The organism is Actinophytocola sp., assembly GCF_045807065.1.
Taxonomy (GTDB): Bacteria; Actinomycetota; Actinomycetes; order Mycobacteriales; family Pseudonocardiaceae; genus Actinophytocola.
This window is the reverse complement of sequence record NZ_JBJMIE010000393.1, coordinates 1-6140: the sequence shown is the minus strand read 5'-3', so window position 1 is coordinate 6140 and position 6140 is coordinate 1. Positions and strand designations below refer to the sequence as shown.

Annotated in this window: 8 protein-coding genes; 2 read left to right on the top strand and 6 right to left on the bottom strand. The window is 73.4% G+C overall.

What is annotated here, in order from left to right:
- Together ACJ73U_RS23015 and ACJ73U_RS23010 are read left to right on the top strand one after the other, a co-directional pair.
- The coding region (locus tag ACJ73U_RS23015; RefSeq protein ID WP_407779761.1) for a methyltransferase family protein at nt 1-440 on the top strand (440 nt) is incomplete at its 5' end.
- 142 nt (nt 441-582) lie between these two features.
- Nucleotides 583-1794, top strand: a complete 1212-nt coding sequence (locus tag ACJ73U_RS23010) for a serine hydrolase domain-containing protein (protein WP_407779760.1) — start codon at nt 583-585, stop codon at nt 1792-1794.
- A gap of 193 nt (nt 1795-1987) precedes the next feature.
- On the opposite strand, the gene ACJ73U_RS23005 is transcribed toward ACJ73U_RS23010, so the two are convergent.
- The 6 genes from ACJ73U_RS23005 to ACJ73U_RS22980 form a co-directional block, all read right to left on the bottom strand.
- The gene (locus ACJ73U_RS23005; RefSeq protein ID WP_407779759.1) at nt 1988-2464 is read right to left on the bottom strand and encodes an AAA family ATPase; all 477 of its coding nucleotides are present in this window, start codon (nt 2462-2464) and stop codon (nt 1988-1990) included.
- Nucleotides 2464-3126, bottom strand: coding sequence for a GntR family transcriptional regulator (locus ACJ73U_RS23000; protein WP_407779758.1), 663 nt, complete (start codon nt 3124-3126; stop codon nt 2464-2466). Before ACJ73U_RS23000 ends, ACJ73U_RS23005 begins: the two co-directional genes overlap by 1 nt.
- The gene (locus tag ACJ73U_RS22995) at nt 3123-3998 is read right to left on the bottom strand and encodes an ornithine cyclodeaminase family protein (RefSeq protein WP_407779757.1); all 876 of its coding nucleotides are present in this window, start codon (nt 3996-3998) and stop codon (nt 3123-3125) included. The genes ACJ73U_RS23000 and ACJ73U_RS22995 overlap by 4 nt, the downstream gene beginning before the upstream one ends.
- On the bottom strand, nt 3995-4996 hold the full coding sequence (locus ACJ73U_RS22990) for a proline racemase family protein (protein ID WP_407779756.1): 1002 nt from the start codon (nt 4994-4996) through the stop codon (nt 3995-3997). The genes ACJ73U_RS22995 and ACJ73U_RS22990 overlap by 4 nt, the downstream gene beginning before the upstream one ends.
- A gap of 3 nt (nt 4997-4999) precedes the next feature.
- Nucleotides 5000-5887: a dihydrodipicolinate synthase family protein gene (locus ACJ73U_RS22985; RefSeq protein ID WP_407779755.1), complete on the bottom strand. Its 888-nt coding sequence runs from the start codon at nt 5885-5887 to the stop codon at nt 5000-5002.
- A partial coding sequence (locus tag ACJ73U_RS22980; RefSeq protein WP_407779754.1) for a (2Fe-2S)-binding protein occupies nt 5884-6140 on the bottom strand: 257 nt, incomplete at its 5' end. The genes ACJ73U_RS22980 and ACJ73U_RS22985, both read right to left, overlap by 4 nt.

The window sequence follows — 6140 nt, the reverse complement described above, 5'->3', positions numbered from 1 at the left end:
CCGTCGTCGGGGCGGAGGTGGTGGCGACCGCGTTCCACCCGGAAGACGGACTGCGCCTACCCGGACCGCGGGACGCCGAGGGCTACCTGATCGCCGGCGTGGTGACCATGTGGCTGGGTCTTCTGCTCCGGCTGTGGGCCATCCTCGTGCTGGGTCGCGCCTTCCGCACGACCGTGGAGGTCGACGCCGGGCAGCAGGTCACGCGGCACGGCCCGTACCGGTGGGTGCGCCACCCCTCCTACACCGGCCTGTTGCTGCTCGCGGTCGGATCCGGCCTCGCCTGGGACAACTGGATCTCACTGGTGCTGACGCTCGTGCTGCCCGTTCTCGCCCTCGCCTGGCGGATTTCCGTGGAGGAACGCGTCCTGGTCGAGGTGCTCGGGCCGCCGTACGAGTCCTACCGCGCGCGCACCAAACGCCTGCTTCCGGGCCTCTGGTGAACCCCCGCCCGGGGTGGTCCGTCATCCGCGCGGACTACCCCGGGTCGTTCTCGCCGGGGATGTGTTCGTGGTCCGGGCGGACGAGAATCGCCTGGTGCCCGGCAGACATCACCGGGGGAACACGATGAGAAGGGATTCGACGATGGGGGCAAGACGGAGGCTCGGCGGCGTCCTGCTGGCGGCGGCGCTGGCCGTCGGGTTGACGAGCGGGACGGCCGGCGCGAGCACACCGGGCCGCGACGGTGTTCAGCAGGCGTTGGCGGCGTTGGCCGACGCGGGGGTGGCCGGGGTGCAGGTGCGCATCCACGACGAGCAGGGGAACTGGACCGGCTCGGCGGGGGTGCGGGAGCTGTCCGGGGGCGGCCCGGTGCCGACCGACGGGCGGTTCCGGGTCGGCAGCATCACGAAGACGTTCGTGTCGACCGTGGTGCTGCAGCTGGTGCACGAGGGCAGGGTGGGGCTGGACGCCCCGATCGCGCAGTACCTGCCCGAGTACGGCTTCGACCCGCGGATCACGGTGCGCATGATCCTGCAGCACACCAGCGGGCTGTTCAACTACACGGGCGAGCCGAGGCCGGACGGCACGCTCGAGCCGGGGATCCCCCTCTACGGTGCGGAGTTCGTGCGGGACCGGTTCCACCGGTACACGCCGCACGAGCTGATCGAGGTCGCGCTGTCCAAGCCGGCCCGGTTCGCGCCGGGGACGAGCTGGTCGTACTCCAACACCAACTACGTCGTCGCCGGGCAGCTGATCGAGCGGGTCACCGGCACGCCGTGGGCGTTCCAGGTGCACAAGCGGATCCTCGCTCCGCTCGGCCTGCGGGGGACCTACCTGCCCGGCACGCGGACCGACATCCCGGGCCCGCACGCGCACGGGTACTACACCTACCGGGAGAACGGCGAGCTGAAGGTCGCCGACGTGACGCGGCTGAGCCCGACGTGGGCCAGCTCGGCCGGAGAGATCATCTCCACGACCCGTGACCTGGACCGGTTCGTCTCGGCCCTGCTGGCGGGCCGGCTGCTGCCCGCCGACCTGCTGGGCGTGATGGAGACGCCGTCGCAGTACGCGCCGTACGGCCTCGGCCTGCAGCTGGTCGAGGCCGGCCCGAGCTGCGGCGGGACCTACTACGGTCACACGGGCAGCGTCCACGGGTACCAGTCGTTCATGCTGTCCACCCCGGACCGCGGCACCCGACTGGAGATGTCGATCACGCTGGGCGCCGCGGACGTCGACGACCCGGCCGTGGCCACCCGCCTCACGACCGCGGTCAACAACGTGTTGATCGCCGCGTTGTGCGCCACCCCGGCAGCCAGGCCGGCCGCCAGGCCGATGCTGGTCCCGGCCGCCGCCTGACCGGCCTCCCTGCCCTGACGGACCCGCCGCTGGCGAGTCCGTCAGGGCAGGGGCACGCCGGCCTGGCTCACCGTGCGGTCCTCGCCCCACAGCGGGGCCGGGACCGAAGGGGTCGCCAGGACCAGTGGGTCCGCCGCGGCGCCGACCCGACGCGGCCCAGGCCGGGGCGCATCAGCAGGATGGCGTTCGGCCGTCATGGTGGATTCTGTTCCAGTGGGCGGACGTCGAAACCGCCGCGGCCGTCGGGGCGCACGGTGAACACGGCGTCGAAGCCGTCCGCCAGGGTCGGTTGCCGCAGGCGCTTCAGCGTGGCGTGGAAGCCCACGTCCGGGACGCGGGTTCGCCCCTCGCGCAGGGCGTTGCGGGACCGGGACAGCGCCACGTCCGGCGGGAACCAGTAGGCGACCACCCGCGCGCCGTGCGCTCGCGCGGCCGCGATGAGCGGCTGCCACTCCTGCGCCGACGGGTTGGTGTTGTCCACCACGACGTCACGCCCGGCCGCGAGCGCCTCGTGGATCAGGCGCAGCTGGCGGGCCTGCCGGCGCTTCGCGTTCGGCCACGCGTCCTTGCTGACGTGCTCGTGGGTGGCCAGCACCCGGTGGCAGAACGTGGTCTTGCCGGACGCCTGCAGCCCGACCAGAACGGCGACCTCGGCCACTGCGAAGGTCACTACGAGGCCCAGATGCCCCGCACGTGGCCGATGTGGCGGCGCATCAGGTCCTCGGCGCCGTCCGCGTCCCCGGCGGCCAGGAGGTCCAGCAGCTCGGCGTGCTCGTGTGCCGACGGGACCAGCGCGTCGCGGTCGGCGAGCGAACGCAGGCCGTAGACGCGGGAGCGCGCCCGCAGTGAGCGGACCGTCTCCACCAGGTGCTGGTTGCCGGCCAGCGCCAGGAGCGTCAGGTGGAACTCCATGTCGGCCGTGACGTGGGCGATGAGGTCGCCGCGGGCGGCCGCCGCCTCGATCTCCGCGGCGAGCGGCCGCAGCTCCTCGATGACCGGCCGCGGCACGCCGGCCTCGGCGATCCGCCGCACGGTCGGGACCTCGACCAGCGCCCGCAGCTCGCTCAGCTCGTCGAGGTCCTTCTCGGACAGCCCGGTGACGCGGAAACCCTTGTTGCGCACGATCTCCACGAGGCCCTCGTTGGCCAGGTCGAGCACGGCCTCCCGCACCGGCGTCGCGGACACGCCGAACTGGGTGGCCAGGCTGGGTGCCGAGTACACCACCCCCGGCCGCAGCTGTCCGGAGATCACCGCCGCGCGCAGGGTCTGCGTGATCTCCTCACGCAGGTTCCGCCGCGCGCCCAGCGCCGGCAGCGTCAGCTCCCCCGTCATGACCTTCTCTCCCAGCCGCTGGCGGCGATCACCAGATCCTCCCACGCCATCCCGACACTCTTGAACAGCCTCGGCCGGTCGTCGTCGACCGCCACCACGCCACGGATCAGGCCGGCGAGGTCGACCAACGTGTCCGCGTCGAGCAGGCCGGCCGCGAGCGGTTGGGTGAGGTCGCCGGCCTCCCGCAACGCCGCCGAGCGCGCCTCCACCACGACCGTCGCGCGGCGGACCGTGGTGTCGTCGACCTCCCGGGCACCCGGCTCGTGGGAGCCGACGGCCACGACCGTCGCGTGCGGGGCCAGCAGGGCGCCGTCGAACAGCGGTTCGCGGGCCGTGGTCGCGCACACGACCACGTCCACGTCGGCGACGTCGTCCACCGCGCCGGCCCGGGCGCCCGTCGAGGACGCGAAGGCCAGCGCGCGCTGCGGGGTCCGGCCGACGACCGCCACGTCGTCGACCGGCCGGATCGCACGCAGCGCGGCGATGTGCGCGCGGGCCTGCGGCCCGGTGCCGAAGACCACCACGCGGGACGCGGCGGGCCTCGCGAGCACGTCGACGGCGAGCGCGGACACCGCCGCGGTCCGCAGGGTGGTGAGCTCCGCGCCGTCCAACACGGCCAGGGTGCTCAGCGTCTCGGCGTCCAGCAGCAGGTACGTGCCCTGGATGCGGGGCAGCCCCCGCGCGGGGTTGTCCGGGGCCACCGAGGCCACCTTCATCCCGGCGTACCCGCCCCACTCCGCCGGCATCAGCAGCAGTTCGCCGTGCGTCATCGGGACACGTGAGCGCGCCCAGTCGTCCTCCGGGTCCAGCCCGTCACGCAGCGCCGTGCGGAGCGCGGCCACCGCCGACCGCTCGTCCGGCAGCCGGATCACAGCTCGAACCCCTCGGGGAACGGGTCGTCCGGGTCGAGGAAGTACTGCGCGGTGCCGGTGAGCCAGGCGCGGCCGGTGATCGTCGGCACCACCGCCGGCAACCCGGCGACCGTCGTCTCCTCGATCAGCCGGCCGGTGAAGTGCGTGCCGATGAACGACTCGTTGTGGAAGTCGGTGTGCAGCGGCAGCTCGCCGCGGGTGTGCAGCTGCGCCATCCGCGCGCTGGTGCCGGTGCCGCACGGCGACCGGTCGAACCAGCCCGGGTGGATGGCCATGGCGTGCCGGGAGTGCCGTGCGGTCGAACCGGGGGCGGTCAGGTGCACGTGGTGGCAGCCCGCGATCTGCGGCTGTTCCGGGTGCACGGGCCGGTTCTGCTTGTTGACCGCGTCCATGATGGACAGTCCGGCGGCCAGCAGCCGCCCGCCCTCGGCGCGGTCGAACGGCAGGCCGAGCTGGTCGAGGTCGAGGATGGCGTAGAAGTTCCCGCCGAACGCCATGTCGTAGCGGACCTCGCCGAACCCGGCCACGTCGACGGTCTGGTCGAGCCCGACGGTGAACGACGGCACGTTCTGGATGGTGACCGAGCGCGCCACCCCTGCCACGACGGCGACCTGGGCCACGACCAGGCCGGCCGGGGTGTCCAGCCGGATGGTGGTGACCGGCTCGGTGACCTCGACCATGCCGGTCTCGACGAGCACGGTCGCCACGCCGATCGTGCCGTGCCCGCACATCGGCAGGCAGCCGGACACCTCGATGTACACGACGCCCCAGTCGGCGTCGGGGCTCGTGGGCGGCTGGAGGATCGCGCCGCTCATCGCGGAGTGGCCGCGGGGCTCGTTCATCAGCAGGCGGCGGATGTGGTCGAGGTGGGTGATGAAGTGCAGCCGCCGCTCGGCCATGGTGGCGCCGGGGATGACGCCGATGCCGCCGGTGATCACGCGGGTCGGCATGCCCTCGGTGTGGGAGTCGACGGCGTGGAAGACGCGTTTCGCCCGCACGGCCTACGCCAGCCCTTCCGCGAGCGCGTGCTCGGTGGCCTTCCGCACGGCCGCCTCGTGTTCGGGGGTGAGCGGGACCCGCGGTTGTCGGCACGGGCCGCCGTGGCGGCCGGCGATGTCCATGCTGAGCTTGATGGCCTGCACGAACTCGGTGCGGGAGTCCCAGCGCAGCAACGGGTGCAGCGTCCGGTACAGCGGCAGCGCCGTGGCCAGGTCACCGGCGGACGCGGCCCGCCACAGCTCCACGGTGGACGTGGGCAACGCGTTGGGGAACCCGGCGATCCAGCCCGGCGCCCCCGTGACGGCCAGTTCCAGCGCCACGTCGTCGGCGCCGCACAGCACGTCCAGGCCCGGTGCCAGCTCGGCGATGCGGTAGGGCCTGCGGACGTCGCCGGTGAACTCCTTGACCCCGACGATCAGCCCTTCGCCGAAGAGCTGGGCGAGCAGCTCCGGCGTGAGGTCGACCTTGGTGTCGATGGGGTTGTTGTAGGCGACGACGGGCAGGCCCGCCCTGGCGACCTCGCGGTAGTGCGCGAGGACGGCCCGCTCGTCCGCGCGGTAGGCGTTGGGCGGCAACAACATGACGACCTCGGCGCCGGCCTCGGCCGCGTGCTCGGCCCAGCGGCGGGCCTCGGCGGCGCCGTACGCGGCGACGCCGGGCATGACGGTGAAGCCCTCGGGCGCGGCCTGGATGGCCGTGGTCACGACACGGGCCCGCTCCTCGGGGGTGAGGGTCTGGTACTCGCCGAGCGAGCCGTTGCAGGCGACGCCGTCGCACCCGCTCGCGGCCAGCCAGGCGACGTGCTCGGCGTACCGGTCGTGGTCGACGGCCAGCCCGTCGCCGAAGGGCAGCGCGGTCGCCACGAGAACTCCGTGCCACGGCTTGGTCATGGTTCCTCCACTTGGGCGAGACTTCCGAGGGTGACCGGTTGGGCGATGGGCCGGGAGGCCATGCCGCGCAGGCCGTCGGCGGTGACGGGGCCGGTCAGGCAGGCCGTCGCGTAGCCGCACACCCTCCCCTGGCAGAGCCCCATTCCCGTCCTGGTGAGCAGCTTGACCGTGCGGGGGTCGGTGGCGCCGAGGTCGGTGACGGCCTTGCGGACCTCCCGCACCGCCACCTCCTCGCAGCGGCAGACGGTGGTGT

Excerpts from the sequence above, each read along its gene's own strand:
- ACJ73U_RS23010 (WP_407779760.1), top strand. The coding sequence starts at position 583 with ATGGGGGCAAGACGGAGGCTCGGCGGCGTCCTGCTGGCGGCGGCGCTG.
- ACJ73U_RS23000 (WP_407779758.1), bottom strand. The coding sequence starts at position 3,126 with ATGACGGGGGAGCTGACGCTGCCGGCGCTGGGCGCGCGGCGGAACCTG.
- ACJ73U_RS22985 (WP_407779755.1), bottom strand. The coding sequence starts at position 5,887 with ATGACCAAGCCGTGGCACGGAGTTCTCGTGGCGACCGCGCTGCCCTTC.